This window comes from Methylobacterium indicum (assembly GCF_001043895.1).
Lineage (GTDB): Bacteria > Pseudomonadota > Alphaproteobacteria > Rhizobiales > Beijerinckiaceae > Methylobacterium > Methylobacterium indicum.
In genome coordinates, this window is record NZ_JTHF01000124.1 from 1 (window position 1) to 21,338 (window position 21,338).

Consider the following 21,338-nt stretch of genomic DNA (forward strand, 5'->3'; position numbering starts at 1 on the left):
GGGCCGGGGCCGCCGCCGCCGCCGGGCGCAGGCGCGGCGAGGCCGGGCCGTGGGCCGGACGATGCTGGTCGGGCGTCGCGCCGCGGGCGGCCGGTTCGCTGCCGAGGATCGAGGCGACGAGGTCGCGCGCGGTGGCGGCGTCCATCGAGCGAAACAGCTTCGTGAGGCCGAACACTGCGTCGACCGAGCGGGCGATCGAGGGATCGAGGCGCAGGAAGATGAACACCGCCTCCTCCTCGGCGAGGTCGGCGGCGCGCAGCGCCAGGGCCAGGAGGTCGCGGCGCTCCGGCTCGGTGGCGCGGAAGCACGCTCCCGGCATGCCGAGGGCCTCGCCGAGCGCCGCCTCGAACCGCTCCGGCTCGCCCCGGCCCGCGAAGGCGGTGAGGGCCGCGCCGGCGGCGCGCATCCCGGCCCGGCCCTGGGGCCGCAACGCCGCCCGGGCCGCCACGCCGTCCCGGATCGCGGTCCGGCGCTCGGGCCCGGCCTGGAGGTAGAGCGGGGCGAGGTCGACGGCCGGCAGGTCGTCGCGGGAGAGAAGCAGGGCGGCGAGGTCCGTTTGGCGGCGCGCCCGCTCGACCAGCCGCTCCAGGGCCGGCCCGGCGAGCGGCGCACCGGCATTGCCGGCGAGCGCCCGGTCGACGTCGGGGTCGCCGCGCAGGCTCAGATCCTCGATCAGGGCCCGGCCGAGATCGGTGCGGCGGGCCAGCACCGCGTCGAGGCCCGGGCCGCTGCCGGCGGCCTCGAGCAGGGCCGTCGTCAGGACCGGGCTTCCGGCCAGCACCGCGTCGCGGGCGCCGCCGCCCTGCGCGGCCAGCAGCGCCAGCACGCTCTGGGGCGTGTCGGGGAGCGGCGCGAGCTTCTGGGCGACGATCTCGGCGGTGGCGGCATCCACCGTCGGGATCAGCCCGCAGGCCAGGGCCTCGAAGGCCCGGATCGTCGCGACGTCCCGCACGGGGGCCGCTCGGAAAAGGTCCGTCTGCACCCGCAGCAGGACCGGTTTCATGTCGAGACGCCGGTCTCGTGCGAGATCGAGGAGGCCGGACAGGTCCGGCGGAGCGTCGGCGGCGGAGCGGGCCATGGGCGATCGGATACGCAGAACATGAAAGCGACCCCGAGAATGCGAGGGGCCGCGTAAAGCGACGCTTAAGGCTGCGGGCACGGGCCGGGGCGGAGCCTGGGGACAACGGGGATGACGCGCGGATTCGCGCCGATCCGCTCACCGATGGTTTACGCCGCCGGCCCGCCCGCCCCTCGGGAGCGGCGGCCCGGAAACAGTCCGTTAACCATGCCCGTGCTTTCGTCCCCCCGTGAAGCCGCGACGGGCGGCGGTCCCGGAGGGACGTGGAGAGGCGGGAGAGCGCGCATGATCGGCCACCAGCGACGTCCCTCGGCGGACATCATCCCGTTCCGGGCCGAAGGCCCGCGCCGCGCCTGCGTCCTCCGCGGCGGCGCATGCGGCCCGGCCGATCACCCTGCGGCGGACCCGGTCCGCGGCACGATCCTGCTGTTCACGGGAGTGCGCTATGAGAGGCTGCCCGATCCCGCCGAGACGGACCGGCCCGCCCCCGAGCGGCGCCGGACGCGCTGAACCGAGGGTCCGGGTCATGTCCGCGCGTGGTCTCCTGATCGGCGGCGTGCTGCTGGCCGCGCCCCTGGTGGCGTCCTGCGTCCAGCAGGGCGATTTCGGCCGGCCGGCCCCCACCGCCTGGAACAGCCTGATCGACGCCGCCGGCACCATCGCGGCGCATGAGCGCGGCGAGGCGGCCTCGCTGTTTCCGTTCACGGAGGACGAGCGGGCGTTGCGCGACCGGGCCTGGCGCTTCCTGATGCCGGCGCGCGAGCGCAGCCTGTTCGAGGCCGCCCTCGACAACCTCACCCGCGCCCGGGTGCTGCCGGTCGGCTGGCGCCTGTCGGACCCCGCCGCCTATTACGAGGCGATCACCGCCGGGCCGTACCGCTCGGTGATCTCGCGCTACCGGCGCCTCTCCGACGACATGGTGGCCGACGGCCGCTTGGTGCCGGCCTTCGCCGAGACCGCGTCCCGGGTGGTGCGGGCCGACCTGACGCGGCTGCAGAGCCTGCCCTTCATCACCACCCTCGACGACCGCGACGTGCGCAGCGCCGCGATGCGGGTGGCGGAGAACCGCTGCCTCATCGCCTGGGTGCGGCTGGAGACGGGGGCCCGCACGGCCTCCTACCGCTACGCCCTCGAGCACCTGCTGATCGCCGCCCCCGAGGAGGAGGCGGTGGCCGGCGAGCGCGCCCTCGCGTTCCTCGACTCGCGCCGCACCCTCCTCGACCCGCTCTTGCCGCCGGATGCCGAGGCGCGCTGCGGCCTCGTCCCGCCGGAGCCCGGCCCGGCGGTGCTGGTGCGCAAGGGATAAGGGCTCCGGTCCTACTCGTCCGGCCCGTCGATGGTGCAGGAGACCGAGCGGGCGGCCTCGTTGGCGAGGGCCTGCTGGCTCGGCAGGGCGGCCAGCACCCGGATGCTGACGAAGCCCTCCCGGCTCGGGGCGACGATCCGCATGTCGCGGTTGCGCTCGTCCTCGTCGGCGCTGGCCAGTGCCTCGTCGTACTGGCGCTTGGTCATGATCACGAGCTCGACGGTGCCGCGCAGGGCCGCCTGATCGGTAATGGCATAGTAGGCGCCGTTGCGGCCGTGCAGCGCGATCGTCTCGAGGAGCGGGCCGGTCTCGGCGGTGATCCGCACCGGGCCGTCGTCGAGGTCGTAGGCGCAGATGCCGACCGCCACCGCCGGGTCCTGCCGCGGCAGCCAGCCCGCGGCCGGCGCGCCCTCGGCCTTGCCGCCGGTCTCGACGGCGTGGACCAGCACCGAGGTGTCGTTGGCGAGCGTGGCGCGGGCCTGGCTCAGGGCGTCGCCGGTGGCGAGGTAGGGGATCGCCAGCACCGCCGCGACGTGGACGAGACCCGCCAGCACGAGGCCGCACAGGGTGGCGAGGAGGAAGCGGCCGAACGGCGTCACGGGCAATCCTCCCGGGTGATCGAGGGCACGCCCTCGCGTTCGAGCACGCCGGTGCTCGCCGCCACCGGCGTGTCGTAGAGGCGCAGCACCAGCCGGATCGAGCCTTCGCCCGCCGGCATCGGCAGCCAGTTGCCGGGCTGCACGGTGGGGCTCAACGTCACGGCGAAGCGGCCGTCGCGGTCGCGCAGCACCTCCGTGGAGGTAAAGCCGGTGCGCGGCGCCATGCCGGTCTCGCCCGCGGGTTCACCGGCGGCCTCGGCCTTCGTCCGACCGCGCCGCTCCACCGTCAGGGTCCAGGCCCGGGACGGCGGGGTGGCCCCGGCGATGCGGTAGCGGCAGGACGGATCGAGCCGGCGCCCGGATTCGTCGGTGAGCGCGGTGAGCAGCAGCCCCTCGCCGAGCGCCAGCGGCACCTCGCCGGTGCGGGCATGGATCGCCCGCACGTAGGGATCGGCGTCCCGCGCGCCGATCTTCGGCCAGGCCGTCCAGGCGTTGAGGACGACGCCCCCGAACGGATAGCGCCCCCGCGTCGCCCAGTTGGCCGTGGCGAGACCGAGGCCCGCGCCGAGGACGAGGGCGTAGAGCACCAGCCCGACGGTCCCGACCCGGCGCAGGGGCGCGACCCCGTGCAGGAGCCTCAATGGCGGCCGCTGGAGGAAAGGGGACGCAGCGCGCACGGGGGCCTGAGGGGCGACTTTCTTGGTCAGCATCGTAGGCGTGTCTAGCGCAGATGGAGCCAGGGCCAAACGGGTTTTACTGACGGACCACCGGCGACGTGCCCATCGGAGTTTCACGGACGCCGACGAAGCATCACGCATCCCGACCCTATCCCGGGTTCTGCGCAGCGATGAATGTCGAGCATGAATCGCGGTCGAAATGAACACGCACCATCGTGATTTTCACCTCTAAACGACAGATATATTATATAAGTTGCACCATGTGTACTAGGTACGCTCTTGAGCGAGAGCGTAGATCTATAAATTTCTCAAAATATACCCCTCGAATGAAGGTGTATTGCGAGAATGGCACTTCGCCGACAAAATTACTGCTGTAATCTTTATTTCAATGATTTAATATTTACATATCCAGGTTGATAAGGAGCAATATTCCGAGAAACATCTTGCAGTCTCTCGATAGCAGCGTCAATATTGCTATAATCTATATTTCGAAGATCCCACGGCGTGAAGCGCCACCAAGCTAGATCAAGCAGTTTGCCGATCTGCCGAGGATCGAACCGAAAGCCAATAATTTGAGCAGGATTTCCACCCACGATCGCGAACGGCGGTACGTTTTTAGTGACGACAGAATGTCCAGCAATAACCGCGCCATCTCCTATTGTTAGTCCTTGGCCTATAAAGGATGCATGTCCAATCCAGACATCATTACCAATAACAGTTTTGGCAATAAAATTGGGTGTATTTCTACCATTTGAGACATGTGGGTGGGTCACGGGATGGGTCGGTTGATAGTCGTGGTATTTTTCCCAGCCGGAAAATCCGGTTCCCAAATCGAACATGCGAGTGCCGTGGCAATAAAAGAACGGACTAGTGCTTAGCCACGATGTTGGATGTGCTCCTCGCCCGCATTGAATGCCCTCTCCCATCGAGCAGTATCTTCCGATACTGGTTTCAGAAAAAAATCCACTTACTCCGTAACTGAAAGCACCCATGCTCGACTCGTGATGTATTTCCATCGATTTTATTCCGCATGGCGCTTCAAAAGAAAATGTATCTGATATGAACGCGCCGTCACCATGAAAAGTTTCGGCTCCGGCATGCGCAAGATTGTGACGAAGCTGTGCGTCAAAAATCATTGTTATAACTCGCTATTTGATGGCAATGCAGTGATCAGCCAGCGCGCTCAAATAATCTGATTGTGGTTCGACCCCCATTGCTCGACCATTTTCCTAACAGACGGGTCGCTATCGATCAATCGCCCGTGTTGCGTAGCCAAATCGGTCACATAGCCCATTAAGCTGCGAACGGCGATCATCGCCTCCTGAGCGCCTTGAGTATACTTCAGCGGACCGCCGCGATATTTAGCGGGATCTTCAATCAAATCAGGCGATTCGTTCTTACGCGTCATGAACCATTCATTTTGAAGAAGTTCATGCGGTCGATCTTTGATAATGTAATACGGTCCTCTATAATGGTCGCTTGCGCCAGACTTCACCACATCGTCACCGGCGGCAAGAATCTTGGCCCATCCTCTGACAAATTTAACAACAATCTGATATGGGGACCGCTCTGAGAAATGTGCAAGCCATAAATTCTGCTCTACAATTTCTTCTGGAACATCGTACCCGTTGCAAAGAACGCGATGCGAACCATTATCTATCATAATATTGTTTTTTCTAATTTTTGAACTTACAATCACTTTGTGAGAATTGAGTGGCGCAAGCCGCTTTGTAACTCGTAGCGGTGTTATAATTTCGCTCTGGTTGTCTTGACGGGTATATTGATAATTTACCATTGGAATTTTGACGCAATGAATCGGGTTGTGCAACGTGCTCAATTTATTAAAATAGTCGACAAATGAAAGTTCTAGTTTGCTATCATCGATAAATTCATCTGCGTCGAGAAATACAACCCAATCCGCTGCATGTCGATCCACTGCTTCCTTGTAGAGAAAAGTATTAAACTCCCTTTCATTGTAGTGAACCGATTTATTCTGAAATACTGTTATCTTGAAACCTTCGCCAGCCAAGGATTTCAAGATATCAATGGTTCCATCATTGCTTCCATTGTCCATAAAGATATGGTGGCTAACAAAATGCGCCGTATGTCGCACAAAGGCTTCGACAATATCTGCTTCGTCCAGAATGCGTGTAACGGCTACAAACTTCATTTTTTTGATCCTCGCCTTATGCTGCGGCGCATATAGGATTTCTGCGTCGTCAACGACATTGAGCCCTGCCGCCCAGGGGCTGGGCGCCCGATCCTATCACTAGGACCAGGGTTCCGAAGCTGCCCAAGTGTCTCGAAGGAGCAGCGCGGTTGCCGCCCCTGTCGGAGTCAAGGCTTGGTTTTGCCGTATCTCGCTCTGTCGTGCCTGTCGAGGCTCAAGGCCCGACGAACAGCGACGCCTCGAACCCGTCCAGGATCGTGTCGGCCTCGGCGATCGTCCGGCCGTCGTAGAAGCGCGCGCACAGGGCGTCGTCCATCATGATCCCGCGATACTCGTCCAGGATGGCGTAGTAGTTCCGCTCCAGGATCGTGGAGGACGGATCGAGGTCGGTGATGCAGATGCTGCCCGTCGGGCGCACGTCGACGGCGGTCACCCGCAGGTCGGGGCGGTATTGTCTCCAGGACCGGCAGCAGCGTCCAGACGTCGCCGGTCCACCACCCCGCCAGGTCCCTGTTCGCGCGTCCCTCCGGGTTGTGGGTGCGCTCGGTCATCTCGGCATTGGCGGGCAGGCAATCGTCCAGCATGATCAAGCCGTGGCGATGCGTCGCCTTCTCGCTGTTGATGAAGTCGCGCAGCAGGTATTCGAACTGGTGCAGCCCATCCAGGAAGATCACGTCGATCGGCGCGTTGATGATCCTACTCGGTTCGTAATCACGAAAAAGTCGTCGCTCGTCATCTGATAGAGATGAAGGTTCGTCTTCTTTCCGATCACGTTGCCGGTGGTCTGGAAGAACGGATCGACGCCGATGCTCGGGCAGTCGATCCGCGACAGGGTGGTGTCGTCCCGGACGCCGACTTCCAAGAAGCCCCGCGCATTCTTGGCGCGCGCCATCCTGGCGACGAAGTCGAAATACGGGGGACCGGAATGCCAATGGGTGAAAGCCGTCGTCATCCGTTCCGAGTCCGTCGCGTGTGGTCTGTCGGATGCAGGTCAGCTCCGTATAGGCCCCGTGCGGGCCCGCCGCTCTAGTTCGACGAGCTGCCGGGCGAGCCGGGCCGGTCGATCACGTTGAACGCCGCCCGCCCCGGCCGCGGGCTCTCGACCGAGCGGAAGAGCTGGCCTAAGCCCCCCAGCACCTCGAAGGAGCGGCGCGACAGGGCGCCCGCCGGGGCGCCGGGGGGCGGCGTGGTCGGGGCCGCGGCTTGCGCGGTGCGGGCACTCACCTTGTCGGTATCGAAGCCCGGCAAGGGCTTCATCTCGATGCCCTGGTGGGCCGGGGCCATCACCTTGTGGAAGGTCATCGCCGGCAGCGAGCCGCCGGTCATGTTCTTGGTCGAGGAATGGTCGTCGTTGCCGTACCAGACGGCGGTGACGAGGTTGCCGGTATAGCCGACGAACCAGGCGTCGCGGTAGGCGTTGGTGGTGCCGGACTTGCCGGCGGTGCGCACGCCCTCGATCGCCGCCTTGCGCCCGGTGCCCTCGTCGACGACCTTGTTCAACATGAAGTTCATGTCGGCGACGACGCGGGTCGAGAGCACCTGCTCGGGGGCCGGCTCGCTGGTGTCGTGGCGGTAGATCACCTCGCCGGCGCCGGTGCGGATCTCGGTCGCCGCGTAGGGCTTGGCGCGCTTGCCGCCATTGGCGAAGACCGAGTAGCCGGCGGCCTGGTCGATCACCGTGACCTCGGCCGAGCCGATCGGCAGCGAGACCGAATCGACCAGGTTCGAGGTGATGCCCATCTTGTGGGACAACTCGATGATCTTGGCCCGCCCGAGCTTGGCGGCACGGGCGTCGTGGGTCTCGCCGAGCTGCTTGCCCATGGCGATCGAGAACTGCACCGGGATGGTGTTGATCGATTTCGCCACCGCGACCCAGAGCGGCACCGTGCCGGCGAAGGAGCGGCCGTAGTTCGCCGGGCACCAGTTGCCGATGCAGACCGGCCGGTCGACGACCTTGCTCTCGGGCCGCCACTGCCCGGTGGCGAGGGCCGCGGCGTAGACGTAGGGCTTGAACGAGGAGCCGGGCTGGCGCAGCGCATCGGTGGCGCGGTTGAACTGGCTCTGGCCGTAATCGGCCCCGCCGACCATCGCCCGCACCGCCCCGTCCGGATCCATGGTGACGAGGGCCGCCTGCTCGACGTCGAAGGCGTCGCCGAACTGGCGCAAAACATTCTCCACCGCCTGGTCGGCCCGCTTCTGGATCGCGAGGTCGAGCGGGGTCTTCACGACCAGGACCCGCTCCTTCTTCAGCTTGCCCTCGTCGACGAGCTTCTTGATCTCGTTGAAGGCCCAGTCGAGGTAGTAGTCGGCGCTGATGTCGCGCGAGCGCGTCACCGGCGTCGCCGGGTTGCGCAGGGCCGACTGGATCTGGCCCTCGGTCAGGTAGCCGGCCTCCACCATGTTGTGCAGCACGTCGGCCGCGCGGGCGCGGGCCGCCGGCAGGTTGACGTGGGGGGCGTATTTCGTCGGCGCCTTGAACAGGCCGGCCAGCATGGCCGCCTCCGGCAGGGTGATGTCCTTGAGGCTCTTGCCGAAATAGTAATCCGCCGCGGCCGACGCGCCGAAGGTGCCGCCGCCCATATAGGCCCGGTCGAGGTAGAGCTTCAGGATCTCGTTCTTGGTCAGGTGGCATTCGAGCCACAAGGCCAGGAACGCCTCGTTGATCTTGCGCTCGAGCGAGCGCTCGTTCGACAGGAAGAGGTTCTTGGCGAGCTGCTGGGTCAGCGAGGAGCCGCCCTGGACGTGGCCGCCGCCCCGCGCGTTCACGGTGACGGCACGCAGCGTGCCGATCGGGTCGATGCCCCAATGCTCGTAGAAGCGCCGGTCCTCGGTCGAGATCAGCGCCTTGATCAGGATGTCGGGAAACTCGTCGATGCGCAGCGAATCGTCGTGCTTGATGCCGCGCCGCCCGACCTCGGTGCCGTAGCGGTCGAGGAAGGTGACGGCGAGGTCCGGCGCCTTCAGCCAGTTCTCGCTGGTCTGGTTGAAGGCCGATTGGGCGAGCGTCAGCATCACCACGCCGCCGGCGAGCCCGAGGGTCACGCCCTCGCTGGCGAGGTCGAGGACGAACCGCTTGACGCCGGTGACCCGGAAGCGCCGCTGGATCTTCTCGGCGAAGCGGCCATAGCCCTCGCCGAACGAGCGGCCGCCGCTGAACAGCGCGTCGTTCATCCAGGCGTCGAAGCCGAGCGCCCCGCGGGACAGGCGGGTCCGGAGCTGGGTCAGCCGGTTGGTGGGCCGGTTCTCGGGCACGACGAGTCCTCGGATGGGCGCGCGGTCGGGTCTATCAAGCCCCGCACTCTAGCGCGAGACCGGGGCGGCAGAGAGGCGGATCGCCCGCCTTCCATGCAGTATATGGGGCACGAACGCGCCGACACGACGTCGCAGGAATGCGGAGCCCCGTTCGGCCGCGCTTGCCCTCGGGGCGAGGGTGCGGCAGGGGAGGGGCCTCCCATCCGCCTTCCCCGCATCCGCGCCCGGTCCTCCGGCGCCCTCGAGGCCGAACGTCCGTGGCCGACGCCCCCGAATCCTCCATCCCGAAATCCCCCGCGGGCAAACCGTCCGCCTCCAAATCCTCCGTTTCCAAGCCCTCCACCTCCAAGCCCTCCGCTTCCCTCAAGGCCGCGGCCCCGTTCTGGCGCGGCCGGAGCCTGGAGGAGTTCAGCCCGGCGGAGTGGGAGAGCCTGTGCGACGGCTGCGGCCGCTGCTGCCTCCTGAAGCTCGAGGACGAGGACACGGCCGAGATCCACTACACCGATATCGGCTGCACCCTCCTCGATGCGGCGTCCTGCCGCTGCCGCGACTATCCGCGGCGCCAGAAGAAGGTGCCGGACTGCGTCCGCCTGACGCCGGAGGCGGTCCGCACCCTGTCCTGGCTGCCGCCGACCTGCGGCTACCGCCTGGTGCGGGACGGGCACGACCTGCCCTGGTGGCACCCTCTGGTCTCCGGGACCCGCCGCACCGTGCACGAGGCCGGCATCTCGGTGCGCGGACGCGTCAGCGGCACCGAGGAGGAGTTCGAGACCGAAGAATTGCTGGATCGCATCGTCGACTGGCCGGGGCAGGACCCTCAGAAGGACCCGCAGGGCGGGGAGTGAGGTCGGGCAGCCCCGATCCGTCGCGTTGGCATGCGACTTGCTCGGTCTCTACCGACGCTCATGGGCGTTTCCTCCCCGACTCGGGGCCCCGCTGCGCTTGGCGCGCGGGGCCTCCTTTCCGTCACCGCCGTTGCCATCGGGCGCGGGCCGCCCGATAACCCCGGGCGACCGGAGATCTCCCGACATGGCCCTCACCGTCGCGGTCCAGATGGACCCGATCCAGGCGATCCGCATCGCCGGCGACACCACCTTCGCGCTGCTCCTCGAGGCGCAACGCCGCGGCCACACGCTGCTGCACTACACGCCCGACCGGCTCTCGATGCGCGACGGGCGCGTCACCGCCCGGGTCGAGCCCCTGCGGGTGCAGGACGTCGAGGGCGACCACGCGCAACTCGGCGCCCAGGAGCGGGTCGATCTGGCCACGGTCGACGTGGTGCTGATGCGCCAGGACCCCCCCTTCGACCTCGCCTACATCACGGCGACGCACCTGCTCGAGCGCATCCATCCCCACACGCTCGTGGTGAACAACCCGTTCGAGGTGCGCAACGCCCCCGAGAAGCTCTTTGTCACCGCCTATCCGGAGCTGATGCCCCCGACCCTGATCACCCGCGACAAGCAGGAGATCGAGGAATTTCGCGCCGAGCACGGCGCCGTGGTGATGAAGCCGCTGCACGGGCATGGCGGCGCCGCGGTGCTGCGGGTGCTCCCCGACGACCCGAATTTCGGCTCTATGTTCGACCTGTTCTCGGTCACCTTCCGGGAGCCCTGGGTGGTGCAGCGCTTCCTGCCGCGGATCACCGAGGGCGACAAGCGCATCATCCTGGTCGACGGCGAGCCGCTGGGCGCCGTCAACCGGGTGCCGGCGGCCAACGACATCCGCTCCAACATGGTGCGGGGCGGCAAGGGCGGCGCCACGGCGCTCACCCCGCGCGAGCAGGAGATCTGCGCGGCGATCGGTCCGGAATTGCGCCGGCGCGGCCTGATCCTCGTCGGCATCGACGTGATCGACGGCAACCTCACCGAGATCAACGTTACCTCGCCGACCGGCATCCGGGCGATCAAGCGTCTCGGCGGCCCCGACCTCGCGGTTCCGGTCTGGGAGGCGATCGAGGCCAAGGTGACGAAGCCGCAGAGCGCCTGACCCCGTCGGAGCCGAGAGGCTGTTCGACCGGGCGGGCGGCTCTCAGCCTGCCCGCGACCTCATCCTGAGGTGTCAGTCCATCGGTGATGGACTGACACCTCAGGAGGCCTCCAGACGTCTCCGAGATCACTGGAGCCCTCCGTCGAGGTTGGTCGATCTTCGATCGACCACCACCTCAGGATGAGGTGGGAGGATCGGATGTGACGATCCCCCGGGGTGTCTTTCGGGATGGTCGAGCCCCGTTGGAAGGGCGCCCTCAGCCCGCATTCTCCCCCAGCGTGTCCTCGATGTAGAGCCGGTCGAGCAGCACCTTGGCGACCGCCATCAGCGGCAGCGCCAGGGCGACGCCCCAGAGGCCGAACAGCACGCCGAGCAGGATCTGGCCGGCGAACAGGGTGGCGGGCGGGATGTCGAGGGCCCGCTTCTGCACGAAGGGCGTCAGCACGTAGCTCTCGAGGGTCTGCACCAGGAGGTAGACGGCCATCCCGGCGACCACGCCCTTCAGCCCCGAGGCGAGGGAGGCGAGCACGATGATGATGCCGGCCACCAGGGCCCCGATGGTCGGGATGAAGCAGAGCAGGCCCGCCTGGAGCCCGAGGACCAGGGACCCGTCGATGCCGACGAGCGTCAGCCCGAGCCAGACGCAGACGAAGATCGCCGCCATCACGACGAGCTGGCCGAACAGCCAGTGGCGGAGCGTGATCCCGATGTCGTCGGCGACGGAGGCCGCATGCGTGCGCTGGCGCGAGGGCACGAAGCGCAGCAGCCCGTCGCGGTAGGTGCGCGGTTCGGCGGCGACGAACAGCCCGAGCACCACCACGATGAACACGTTGCCGATGGCGCCGAACACCGCAAGCGCCACCGTGGAGGCCTGGCCGAGCACGCTGCCGGCACCCGAGAGCAGCGTTCCGGGACTCGGCAGGCTCGGGCCCTTCGGGCGCTCCTCCTCCGCCGCGCCGCCTTGGGGCCCACGCTGGGCGGCCGCATCCTTGAGCTTGCCGAAATCGAGGAAGCGGGTGTCGACCCCGCGGGCATCGAGCCAGGACTTCACGGTGCCGGACTGCTCCCGCAGCGTCTGGCCCAGGCGCTGGGCCTGCCCCGCCACGGTGGCGCCGCCGAGCCCGACCATGCCGAGGATCAGGACCGTGAGCAGCAGGCTGACGATCGCCAGCCGGAACCCGTGCCCGAGCGGGACGACGCGGCCGAGATAGTGCGTGAGCCCGTCGAGGAAGACCGCGAACAGGATTCCGGCGAAGATCAGCAGCAGGGTGTCGGCCGAGTGCCAGGCCAGCAGCAGGGCGGCGGTGAACGCCACCACCCCGATCCCCGCGAGGACGAGCGAGCGGGTGCTCGTCCAGGCGGCGCGGGGGACGCCCTGGGACGACGCGTCCTGCGAGGGGGAAACGGGCATGTCCGGCGATCTCTCCGCTGGCGGCCCGCATGGCCGCCCTGCCGCACAGATAGCCCCGCGCGGCCGTCCGGCGACCGCGGACCGGCTTTTATCCCTCCTCGCGCCGGCGCCGCACGCCGGCGAGGACGGCGGGATGGGCCGGTGTGCTCCAGGCCGCCTCCGCCGGAGCGGCGACCGGCTCGGCCGCCGTCATCCCCTTGGGCAGGGCGATGGGTTTCGGCAGCGCCAGGGTCGGCGCCGGGCGCCGGGGTGCCCATTCCTCCGGCTCCAGGATCTCGACGACCGGCATCGGCCGAGGACGAACTTTTCGGCGCACCGGTTGCGGCGCGCGCCCGAACACGCGCAGCAAGGCCCAGCCGACGAGGCCGCCCCAGGCCAGCAGCACGCCCCCGGGCGTCGGCCGCTCGGAGATCAGGAGGGTGACGAGCCCGACGAGCGCGCAGACCATCGCGAGGTTGCGCGCGCTGAAGGGATCGAACGGCAGCGGGTCGGAGGATCTGTGGTCGCGGATCATGGGCCGAGCTTGCCCGAGCCCGGTCAGCGAATCCTCAGCCCGACCGCTCGAATTGTCCGCAATCCCCGCTTCCCACGCCCCACGCGCCCCCGTTTCGCGGATTTCCCGCGCGCGGCGGCGTCCCGGGCCGGCTCACCACCGCTCTGCGGCGGCCGCGTCGTGCTCGGTCGCCTCGACCCAGCCGCCGAGCGTACCGTCGGCATGGTGCTCGCGCTTCCAGAACGGGGCGCGGGTCTTGAGGTAGTCCATCAGGAAGCTCGCGGCCTCGAAGGCGGCGGTACGGTGGGCGGAGGCGGCGAGCACCAGCACGATGCCCTCGCCCGGGCGTACCAGGCCGTGGCGGTGGATCGCCACCGCGCCCTGGAGCGGCCAGCGCCCGGCGGCCTCGTCGAGCACCCGGCCGATCTCGGCCTCGGCCATGCCGGGATAATGCTCGAGCTCCAGGGCGGCGAGCCTCCCGTCCTCGTCGCGGCACAGGCCGGTGAAGCTGACGATGGCGCCCGCCCGCCCGCCGAGCTCCGCCGTGAGGGCGGCGATCTCCGCCGCGACGTCGAAGGGCTCGGGCTGGATCGAGAGGCGAGGGGTCATGGCGGGTCCGCACGGAGGGGTCTGACGGGGCTTCTCTAAGCAGACTTGCATTGGCAGGCCAACGCTCCGCCCGCTTAGGTTCTTGTTTCGTCGCAGATTCTTGCCGCCGAACCGGTATCCACTTCGGCGAAATCTGCTTAGCACGGACGCGCCCGCGCCGAGACCCGCCGCCGACGCGGCCGGGCTGTCGGCGGCGGCCGGGCGGGGGTAGAGAGAGGGAAGGAACGGCCGGCCGCGCGGTCGGCCGGACGGAGGACCCGCCCCGTGACCCCAGACCTCCTCCTCCCCTACGACGACACCGAGCCGACCTTCGCGGCCCGTCCGGTCTGGTGCGGCCGTGGCAGCGCGGTGATCGGGCGGGCGAGCCTCGGCGCCCAGGCCTGGCTCGGCGACGAATCGGTGATCCGGGCCGACGGCCACGACGTCGTGGTGGGCGACCGGTTCTGGCTCGGCGCCCGCTCGACCCTGCACATCGCCGCCGAGATGTATCCCTGCATCGTCGGCGACCGGGTCACGGTCGGGCGCGACGCGGTGGTGCATGCCTGCACGGTCGGGGACGAGTGCGTGATCGAGGAGGAGTGCGTCGTCCTCGACGGGTCCGTGATCGAGGACGGGGTGCTGATCGAGGCCGGCAGCACGGTGTTTCCGCGTACCACCCTGCCGGCGGGCTTCGTCTGCGCCGGCAGCCCGGCCCGGCCGGTGCGGCCGCTCGCTCCCGGTGAGCGGGCGGAGCGGGCCGAGCGCCTGCGCGAGGCCGCCGCCGCCGAGCCGGCCGCCGCCCCGGGCGAGGCCTTCGAGCCCGATCCCGGCGTGTTCGTCGCCCGCACCGCGCGGCTGCACGGCCGGGTCGCCCTGGCGCCGGGGGCGAGCGTGTTCTTCTCCTGCCGGCTGGAGGCCGGGCTCGGGCCGATCGTCGTCGGCGCCAACGTCAACGTGCAGGACAATTGCGCGCTCCACACCCGCGGCGAGGGCCTGGTGATCGAGCACGACACCACGCTCGGCCACAACGTGCGCGCCGGCGACGGCCGCATCGGGCCGCACTGCCTCATCGGCATGGGTGCCCGCCTCAGCCCCGGCACGGTGGTGGAGGCCGACGTGCTGCTGGCCGCCGGCAGCGCCACCGATCCCGGGCAGGTCCTAGAATCGGGATGGCTCTGGGGCGGGCGCCCGGCCCGGACGCTCGCGCGCCTCGATTCGGAGCGCCGCGCCATGATGGCCCGGACGGTGGCGAGCTACGCGGCCTACGGCCGGACCTTCCGCCGGCTCCAGGCGCGGTCGGGCGGGGAAGGTTAGAGACCCGCCGCCGCCCGTCCCGATCCGGCCCGGCGGGCCGCCTCGGCCACGTCGAGGAGGTGGCCGAGCTCGGCCGCCGCCGCCGCGACCCGCTCGGCGACCCGCGGATCGCTGACCGCGCCGTCCTCGATCTCGGCCTCGCCGGCATAGACCGCCGTCGGGGCCACGTGGGCGGTGAAGAAGCCGAAGAGCGGGCGCAGCTGGTGCTCGACCATCAGGGCGTGGCGCGGCCCGCCGCCGGTCGCGGTCAGGACCACCGGCTTGCCGGCGATGGCGGCGGGGTCGAGGAAGTCGATCACGTGCTTGAACAGGCCCGAATACGAGCCGTTATAGACCGGCGAGCCGACGATCAGGCCGTCGGCGCCCTCCATCGCCTCGATCATGTGGCCGATCGGCAGCGGCAGGGCCTGCCGGCTGGTGGCGCCGAGCCCGGTGCCGACCTCGGCGAGGTCGTAGAGCTTCAGGTCGATCGGCCGGCGGCGGCCGAGCTCGGCCGCGACCGCCTCGACCAGCACGCGGGTCCGGGAGGGGCGGCGGACGTTGCCCGAGAAGGCGACGATGCGGGCTGGTCTCACGGTGGGCTCCGGTTGTCGAGGACGGGTTCCCGGAACGGGTCGCGGGACCGGTCGCGGCGGCCCCCGACTGTGCCGGGAGCGCGCGCGAGGTCAATGCGAAACCGGTGCCAGGGCTCCCCGTCCCTTAACGGGACTCTGGGTCCCACGTCCCGAGAAGATGGGGCAGGTCGGCGAATTCGTCGAAGACCCGGACGGCGCCGGCGGCCAGAAGATCCGCCCCGGCCCGGTCGTGCGACCAGTGGCCGCCGCCGCAGAAGCCGAGCGCCGGGATCCCGGCGGCCCGCGCCGCGGTGACGCCCGGCACGCTGTCCTCGATCACCACGCAGGCCTCCGGCGCCACCCCCATCTGCGCGGCGGCGTACAGGAAGAGGTCGGGGAACGGCTTGCCCCGCGACACCATGGTGGCGCTGAAGACGTGCCCGTCGAAGTGGCGCAGGAGGCCGGTGAGCGCCAGCGCGTGGCGCAGGCGCTGGGGATCGCTGCTCGAGGCGACGCAGCGCCGGTCCGGCATCGTCTCCAGCACCGCGGCGACGCCCGCGATGGCCTGGAGTTCGGCGTCGAAGGCCCGCAGCGTGTCGGCCCGCACCGCGTCGACGAAGCCCTCCGGCGTCGGCACGCCGTAATCCGTCGCGATGTGAGCCATGATCGAGGTCATGCTGGTGCCGGTGAAGCGCCGCGCCACCGTGGCGAGGTCGATCGGCACGCCGATGCGCTGCAGGTTCTCGGTCAGGCGCGCGAGGCTGATCGGCTCGCTGTCGATCAGCACGCCGTCGCAATCGAAGATCACCAGTTCCGGTCGCCCGCCCGTCCTGCCGCTCATGCCGTTCCCCTCATGCCGTTCCCCTGGCCGTCGGTCCGCCGGGGCCGTGGCACGCCGGGTCGTGTGGGATCAACCCGCCACGGTGCCGCGCTCACGCTTGCCCCGGCCCCCGCAAATCCTTGCGCCGGCAAGGGCCTCTCACTACTCAAGGTGCCGCGCGTCCCGGGGGGCGCGGTCCGGAGCCCTGGATGATCCGCTTCCTCTGCCGTTGCCTCGGCCTCTTGCTTCTCGCCGCCGGCTTCGTCGGGATCGTCTATGACGGCGCCCGCTCGATCGCCAACAACGCCGTCCTGGTCACCTCGGTCAGCGACGTCGCCTCCGCGCTGATGAAGGACCGGGCCGCCAGCCTCCAGGCCATGGCGGAAGGCGGGCAGCCGGCGCTGTGGAAGCTCCTGGGCCTGCCCTTCACCCTCTCGCCGGCCGCGCCGGTCGCCCTGGTCCTCGGCCTGGTCCTGCTCTGGCTCGGCCAGCCGCCCCGGGCCGGCATCGGCACGGGCTTCCGCCCGTGAGCCCAGGCGTGAGCCCAGGCTCGCTTCCCCTCACACGACCGTCTTCCCAGAGACCCTCCTGCGCGAGCTTGCCCGGCGATGCGGCCTGACACGATGGGGCGCACCGCGATCGCGGTCCTGCCCGGCCTCTCCCTGTGCGTCGCCGTCACGGCGGCGGCGAGCCTGGTCCAGGCGGCGGAGGAGCACCTCGTCCACCACCCCTACGTCGAGGCGCTGGTGATCGCGATCCTCGCCGGCATCGCGATCCGCTCGCTCTGGGAGCCGGGACCGCGCTGGCGCATCGGCATCGCCTTCAGCGCCAAGCAGCTGCTCGAGGTCGCCGTGATGCTGCTCGGCGCCTCGATCAGCCTCAAGGCGCTCGTCGCCTCGGGGCCGGCCCTGCTCACCGGCATCGTCGCCACCGTGGTGATCGCGCTCGTCGCCAGCTACGCCATCGGACGGATGCTCGGCCTGCCGGCTCGGATGTCGATCCTGATCGCCTGCGGCAACGCGATCTGCGGCAACTCGGCCATCGCGGCGGTCGCCCCGGTGATCGGGGCGAGCGGCGACGACGTCGCCTCCTCGATCGCCTTCACGGCGATCCTCGGCGTGCTCGTCGTGCTCGGCCTGCCGCTCCTGATCCCGCTGCTCGGCACCAACCCGACCGAGTACGGCGTGCTCGCCGGCCTCACGGTCTACGCCGTGCCCCAGGTGCTCGCCGCCACGGTGCCGGTGAGCCTCGTCAGCACCCAGGTCGGCACGCTGGTCAAGCTCGTGCGGGTCTTGATGCTCGGGCCCGTCGTGCTCGGCCTGTCCCTCGTCGCCCCGCGCCTGCGCGACGAGCCAGGCGCGCCGGCCGGGGCGAGGAAGAAGCTCGGCTTCTTCAAGCTGGTGCCGTGGTTCATCCTGGGCTTCCTCGGCCTTGCCGCCGCCCGTTCCCTCGGCCTCGTGCCCGATGCGGCGCTGGCGCCGCTGACCCGGATCGCCGGCATCCTGACGGTGATCGCCATGGCGGCCCTCGGGCTCGGGGTCGACGTGCGGGTGGTGGCCCGGGTCGGCGGGCGGGTGACGCTGGCGGTCGTCGCCTCCCTCGCCGTCCTGCTCCTCGTCAGCATCACCCTGGTGCGGGGGCTCGGGATCTCCTGAGCCGGAGCGAGCATCAGTTGCGCAACGTCGCCGCGCCCGGGCGCGGCCCGACCCCCTCGGGGACCGGCACCGAGGTCGCGCCGTAATTGGCGTTGAGGTGGAGGTTCGGGCCCTCGTAGAGGTTGATCTGCCGGGCGACGATCACCGTGTAGGCGGACTGGTCCGCCACCGGGCGGCTGCTGTCGACGATCAGCCGGCCCGCCGGCAGGTAGATCGTCCCCAGCATCGTGCGGGCGTTGTCGCTGAGGATGCGGTACTCGCGCATCGGCTTGGCGCCGCCCGGGGGCGGCGGGGGCGGGGGCGTGACGTAGGTGTCGATCGGCACCGGGACCGGATTGACGACCGTGCGGCTCTCGGCGATCAGGAGCCCCGCCATCAGCCCGCTCGTCGGCGCCGTGAGGCTCACCGTGGTGTCCTTGTCGAACAGCATCCCGCCCTTGCTGCCGGTGAAGTAGAACGCCACCCCCTGGCCGGTCAGGTTCGCGGTCTTGTCGACGATCAGCGGTCCGTCCTGCATCACGTAGGTGCCGGGGCGCAGGGTCACGCTGGCGGTCTCGGTGATGCGCAGGCCGCCGCAATAGGTGCCGGGATCGAGGCTGACGACGCCCGTCACGATGTTCGGAGGACCGGAGGGCCTCTTTCCGCTGGGATTGGCGGACGGGCTCAGGATCACGCAGTCGTAGCTCGGGCTCGGCAGCGGCCGGTCCTTCAGGGGGTCGTCGATCGGCGTGCAGTCGGTGATCGGCGCCGGCGTGAACAGGGCCTTCGAACCGTCGAAGCCGCCGGCCGAGCAGATCGAGAGCGCGCGGGCGGTGGCGCTGTCCTTGCCCTGGATGCCGCTCGCGCTTCTGGAGTTCGAGTAGAGCGTGCAGCCCTCGGCGGTGACCTGCGCCCGCTTTTCGAGGTCGAGGGCGCCCTTGGCCGAATTGTCGAGCGCGAGCAGGCAGAGCCGGAACGAGCCGACGAGCTGGGCGGTCGCCCGGACCACGATCGTGGTCGAGGGCAGGCTGAGCAGCTTGCCCATGAGCGACGGCACCGTCTCCTCGACCACCGTCGAGACCGAGCTGCGCCTGTCGCCGACCTCGGCGCTGACGAGGCTCCGCCGGTCGGCCGGCGTGCGCGCCTGCGCCTCGATCGCCTGCCGGGTGATGCTGACCACCGAGGCGTCGTCCGCGTTGGCGAGCTTGAGCATGTTGGCGCCGGCCAGAACGCCGGCATCGGCGGCGCTCTGCAGCTGCGCCTTGCGGTAGAGCAGGCGGCTGTACTCGACGGCGGCGCTCACCGCACCCATGAGGACCGGCAGGGCCACCGCGAAGGCGATCAGGAAGGCGCCGCTGCGGTCCCGGGCGAAGCGCCGGAGCGGATGCGCGTCGCGCGGGCGCCGATCGCCGGGCGGCGTCATCGGGGACCCGGCGCGGAGCGGGGATCGGATCGTCGGATCGGGGCCATGCCTGCGGCGCGTGCGTGGGAGCTAACGCGTTAGCTTGGCCGCGACAGGTCATAACGAATGATGAAAGATACCCGCCCCCGGCATCTTTGTGCTGGGGGCGGGGGCGTGATCACGGTGGCGCTGGAGCATTGTCCGACGAAGTGGGCACCGGTTCGGCGATAGAACATGCGGCGCGATCGATGACCGAAAGCGGCGCCCGGTTGCAGGCGATCGGGCGCTGCTCGCGTGCCGCGATCTGCAGGACGGACCCGGGATGCCGGCGGTGGATCAGGTCGCCGGTGCAGTGGCGCGGCGCTCGGCGGACGGTGCCGTCCGGGGCGGCGCCGCCTTGGCGGAGGGCTCGGGGGAGGTCCGTCCGGAGTCCGTTGCCGGCTTCGCGCCGGCCGGTTTCACTGCGGCCGGATTGGTCGCGGAGGGCTTGGCAAGGCCTGGCTTGGCCGGCGCTGCCTTGCCGGGCCCGGCCTGGCCCGGGACGGCCTTGCCCGGGGCCGGCTTCGCGATCGCCCCCGTCACCGCCGGCTCCGCCGACTTCCCGGGTTCCCTGCCGGGTTCCTTGCCGGGTTCCTTGCCGGTATCGAGGCCGTAGACGTCGTCGCGAAAGTGCACGCGGCCGTCGGGGGTGGCGTAGCCGGTGAGGTAGACGAAGGTCACGGGAATCGGCTTGGCCAGCTTGATGTCGCGCCGTTCGCCCGTGGCGATGCCGGTCTCGATCTCCATCGGGCCCCAGTTCGAGCCGGGGCCGTTCGGGCCCGGCGTACCCTCGAGCAGCCAGCCGACCAGCGCCTTCACGTCGGCGACGCGCACGCAGCCCGAGGAGTGGAAGCGCACGTCGCGGGAAAAGAGCGACTTCGAGGGCGTGTCGTGCATGTAGACCGCGTGCCGGTTCGGCATGTCGATCCGCACCTGGCCGAGGGAATTGTCGAAGCCCGGGTCCTGGCGCAGGGTGTAGTTCACCGCCCGCTCGGTCGACCAGTCGACGGCGGTCGGCTGCACCTCCTGACCCTGCCCGTCGAGCATGCGGATGTGCATCTTGGCAAGATAACCCGGGTCCTTGCGCATGTGCGGGATGATGTCCTTCTTGATGAGGGACACCGGCACGGTCCAGGTCGGGTTGAAGTTGATGTTGGTGATCCTCGTCTCGACCATCGGCGAGGCGCGTTCCGGCTTGCCCACCACCGCGACGTAGCGGCGCGCGACGCTGCCGTGATCCACCGCCTCGACGGCGGCCGACGGGATGTTGACCGCCACGTACCGGTCCCCGAACGGGAAGCTCGACCCGATCAGGCGGTTGGCCGAGGCCGCGAGCTGGCGCTGGCGCACGCTCGCCGGCACGTTGAGGGCGGCCAGCGTCTGGCGCCCGAGGAGCCCGGTCTCGGGCAGGTTGTGCCGCGCCTGGTAGCGCTTGAGCGCCGTCACGAGGCCGGGATCGAGCTGGTCGCCCTCCGGGCCGCCGGGCGCGAGGTCCTCGGTCATCACGAGGTGGCGGCGCAGAAGCGGGATCGCCGGGTTGCGCTCGCCGGGCTTCACCGTGAGGTCGGACGGCAGGGTCGGCCAGCCGCCGGCCTCGACCAGGCCTTGGTAGCGCTCGGCCGCCCGCAGGGTGTCGAGGAAGGTCGCCGGGGTCAGCGTCGGGGTGGTGTCCTGCGACATCCGCGCCACGACGAGCGGCGGCAATTCGCGCGAGACCTTCTTGGCGGCCGGCCTGCCCTCGCCGGATTGCGGCTCGGCCTGCCGCGCCTCGGCCGGCTTGCCCTCGACCGGCCTCGTCTCGCCCATCCTCGGGGCGGCACCGGGCTTGATCGGGCCGACCGGCAGCGGCGGCGCATCGGCGGACGACGACAGGGGCTCGGGCGCGGCCGTCGTCTCGCGCCGGGCGGGCTCGACCGCGGCGGGCGGGACGGGGGCAGAATTCTGGACTGGGCCGGCCTGCGCCGCCGGGGTCGGGACCGGGGCGGGCGGGCTCGCGCCGGGCGGGCTCGACGGCG

Annotated in this window: 22 protein-coding genes; 7 read left to right on the forward strand and 15 right to left on the reverse strand. The window is 69.6% G+C overall.

Features of this window, described 5'->3' with window-relative positions; all coding sequences use genetic code 11:
- On the reverse strand, positions 1–1,078 hold a 1,078-nt coding region (locus QR78_RS15205), incomplete at its 3' end, for a DUF2336 domain-containing protein (protein ID WP_048428387.1).
- 285 nt (positions 1,079–1,363) lie between these two features.
- Between QR78_RS15205 and QR78_RS15210 the strand changes: the two genes are divergently transcribed.
- Positions 1,364–1,588, forward strand: a complete 225-nt coding sequence (locus tag QR78_RS15210; protein WP_048428388.1) for a hypothetical protein — start codon at positions 1,364–1,366, stop codon at positions 1,586–1,588.
- Positions 1,589–1,604: 16 nt separating this feature from the next.
- The gene (locus QR78_RS15215; protein WP_048428389.1) at positions 1,605–2,384 is read left to right on the forward strand and encodes a hypothetical protein; all 780 of its coding nucleotides are present in this window, start codon (positions 1,605–1,607) and stop codon (positions 2,382–2,384) included.
- Between the two features lie 11 nt (positions 2,385–2,395).
- On the opposite strand, the gene QR78_RS15220 is transcribed toward QR78_RS15215, so the two are convergent.
- From QR78_RS15220 to QR78_RS15235, 7 genes are all read right to left on the reverse strand, one after another.
- Positions 2,396–2,983 carry a DUF1254 domain-containing protein gene (locus tag QR78_RS15220; RefSeq protein WP_048428390.1) on the reverse strand — a complete coding sequence of 196 codons (588 nt, stop codon included), beginning with the start codon at positions 2,981–2,983 and terminating at the stop codon, positions 2,396–2,398.
- Positions 2,980–3,693, reverse strand: coding sequence for a DUF1214 domain-containing protein (locus tag QR78_RS15225; protein WP_082171732.1), 714 nt, complete (start codon positions 3,691–3,693; stop codon positions 2,980–2,982). Before QR78_RS15225 ends, QR78_RS15220 begins: the two co-directional genes overlap by 4 nt.
- A 347-nt stretch (positions 3,694–4,040) precedes the next feature.
- Positions 4,041–4,796 carry a CatB-related O-acetyltransferase gene (locus tag QR78_RS32870; protein ID WP_082171733.1) on the reverse strand — a complete coding sequence of 252 codons (756 nt, stop codon included), beginning with the start codon at positions 4,794–4,796 and terminating at the stop codon, positions 4,041–4,043.
- Positions 4,797–4,843: 47 nt separating this feature from the next.
- On the reverse strand, positions 4,844–5,830 hold the full coding sequence (locus QR78_RS32875; RefSeq protein WP_082171734.1) for a glycosyltransferase family 2 protein: 987 nt from the start codon (positions 5,828–5,830) through the stop codon (positions 4,844–4,846).
- Positions 5,831–6,044: 214 nt separating this feature from the next.
- On the reverse strand, positions 6,045–6,263 hold the full coding sequence (locus QR78_RS31985) for a hypothetical protein (protein ID WP_053220937.1): 219 nt from the start codon (positions 6,261–6,263) through the stop codon (positions 6,045–6,047).
- A gap of 237 nt (positions 6,264–6,500) precedes the next feature.
- Positions 6,501–6,782 (reverse strand): hypothetical protein, encoded by a 282-nt coding sequence (locus QR78_RS31990; protein WP_053220938.1) that lies wholly within the window; start codon positions 6,780–6,782, stop codon positions 6,501–6,503.
- A gap of 74 nt (positions 6,783–6,856) precedes the next feature.
- Positions 6,857–9,082, reverse strand: a complete 2,226-nt coding sequence (locus QR78_RS15235; protein WP_048428392.1) for a transglycosylase domain-containing protein — start codon at positions 9,080–9,082, stop codon at positions 6,857–6,859.
- Between the two features lie 257 nt (positions 9,083–9,339).
- Here QR78_RS15235 and QR78_RS15240 point away from each other — a divergent pair, with 257 nt between their 5' ends.
- Complete coding sequence (locus tag QR78_RS15240) at positions 9,340–9,927, forward strand: YcgN family cysteine cluster protein (RefSeq protein WP_082171643.1); 588 nt, start codon at positions 9,340–9,342, stop codon at positions 9,925–9,927.
- A 184-nt stretch (positions 9,928–10,111) separates the two neighbouring features.
- Positions 10,112–11,068 carry a glutathione synthase gene (gene gshB, locus QR78_RS15245; protein ID WP_048428393.1) on the forward strand — a complete coding sequence of 319 codons (957 nt, stop codon included), beginning with the start codon at positions 10,112–10,114 and terminating at the stop codon, positions 11,066–11,068.
- A 256-nt stretch (positions 11,069–11,324) separates the two neighbouring features.
- On the opposite strand, the gene QR78_RS15250 is transcribed toward gshB, so the two are convergent.
- The 3 genes from QR78_RS15250 to QR78_RS15260 form a co-directional block, all read right to left on the reverse strand.
- Entirely contained in the window at positions 11,325–12,479 is a 1,155-nt protein-coding gene (locus tag QR78_RS15250; protein WP_082171642.1) for an AI-2E family transporter, read from the reverse strand.
- 88 nt (positions 12,480–12,567) lie between these two features.
- Positions 12,568–12,993 carry a hypothetical protein gene (locus QR78_RS15255; RefSeq protein ID WP_048428394.1) on the reverse strand — a complete coding sequence of 142 codons (426 nt, stop codon included), beginning with the start codon at positions 12,991–12,993 and terminating at the stop codon, positions 12,568–12,570.
- Positions 12,994–13,125: 132 nt separating this feature from the next.
- Positions 13,126–13,581 (reverse strand): molybdenum cofactor biosynthesis protein MoaE, encoded by a 456-nt coding sequence (locus tag QR78_RS15260; RefSeq protein WP_048428395.1) that lies wholly within the window; start codon positions 13,579–13,581, stop codon positions 13,126–13,128.
- A 264-nt stretch (positions 13,582–13,845) separates the two neighbouring features.
- Between QR78_RS15260 and QR78_RS15265 the strand changes: the two genes are divergently transcribed.
- Positions 13,846–14,874, forward strand: coding sequence for a gamma carbonic anhydrase family protein (locus QR78_RS15265; protein WP_048428396.1), 1,029 nt, complete (start codon positions 13,846–13,848; stop codon positions 14,872–14,874).
- On the opposite strand, the gene msuE is transcribed toward QR78_RS15265, so the two are convergent.
- Entirely contained in the window at positions 14,871–15,449 is a 579-nt protein-coding gene (gene msuE / locus QR78_RS15270; RefSeq protein ID WP_048428397.1) for an FMN reductase, read from the reverse strand. The two genes, QR78_RS15265 and msuE, sit on opposite strands and share 4 nt — an antisense overlap.
- 124 nt (positions 15,450–15,573) lie before the next feature.
- Complete coding sequence (locus tag QR78_RS15275) at positions 15,574–16,269, reverse strand: HAD family hydrolase (protein WP_048428398.1); 696 nt, start codon at positions 16,267–16,269, stop codon at positions 15,574–15,576.
- 188 nt (positions 16,270–16,457) lie between these two features.
- Between QR78_RS15275 and QR78_RS15280 the strand changes: the two genes are divergently transcribed.
- Both QR78_RS15280 and QR78_RS15285 read left to right on the forward strand, forming a co-directional pair.
- Positions 16,458–16,778 carry a hypothetical protein gene (locus tag QR78_RS15280; RefSeq protein WP_048428399.1) on the forward strand — a complete coding sequence of 107 codons (321 nt, stop codon included), beginning with the start codon at positions 16,458–16,460 and terminating at the stop codon, positions 16,776–16,778.
- Between the two features lie 78 nt (positions 16,779–16,856).
- The gene (locus QR78_RS15285) at positions 16,857–17,903 is read left to right on the forward strand and encodes a YeiH family protein (RefSeq protein ID WP_048428400.1); all 1,047 of its coding nucleotides are present in this window, start codon (positions 16,857–16,859) and stop codon (positions 17,901–17,903) included.
- A gap of 13 nt (positions 17,904–17,916) precedes the next feature.
- Here the strand turns inward: QR78_RS15285 and QR78_RS15290 are convergent, their stop codons facing one another.
- The gene (locus QR78_RS15290; protein ID WP_089504131.1) at positions 17,917–19,305 is read right to left on the reverse strand and encodes a TadE/TadG family type IV pilus assembly protein; all 1,389 of its coding nucleotides are present in this window, start codon (positions 19,303–19,305) and stop codon (positions 17,917–17,919) included.
- Between the two features lie 315 nt (positions 19,306–19,620).
- Positions 19,621–21,129 carry a L,D-transpeptidase family protein gene (locus tag QR78_RS15295; RefSeq protein WP_179945933.1) on the reverse strand — a complete coding sequence of 503 codons (1,509 nt, stop codon included), beginning with the start codon at positions 21,127–21,129 and terminating at the stop codon, positions 19,621–19,623.
- Positions 21,130–21,338: the final 209 nt, after the last annotated feature.